This is a genomic window from Dietzia sp. IBK-p2-15D, assembly GCF_057773105.1.
Map to the genome: position 1 here is coordinate 1 of NZ_JBYMTK010000147.1, position 255 is coordinate 255.

Below are 255 nucleotides of genomic sequence, written 5' to 3' on the forward strand. Positions count from 1 at the left end.
TGGCGTCCACCGCGGTGGAGGCGCCCGGGGAGGCTCCGAGCAGACCCGCGATGGACCCGTCCGCCGCGTTGACCACGGCGGTGCCGAACTCGAGGGTTCCGCCCCGGCCGCTGGGCTTGATCACCTGGACACGCTGGCCGGCGATGACCTTCTCCCACTCCCCGTCCTGCGCCGAGGGCACGAAGTCGCGCAGTGCGTCGACCCGCGCACCGTGGTTCTTCGCGAGTTCGGTGATGAGGTACTTGACCAGGCTCA

The 255-nt window shown here is 70.6% G+C and carries 1 protein-coding gene; it reads right to left on the reverse strand.

Features of this window, described 5'->3' with window-relative positions; genetic code table 11:
• Positions 1 to 255 (reverse strand): malate:quinone oxidoreductase (locus AC3DEV_RS17290; RefSeq protein WP_488372922.1); only part of this gene is annotated, 255 nt, incomplete at both ends.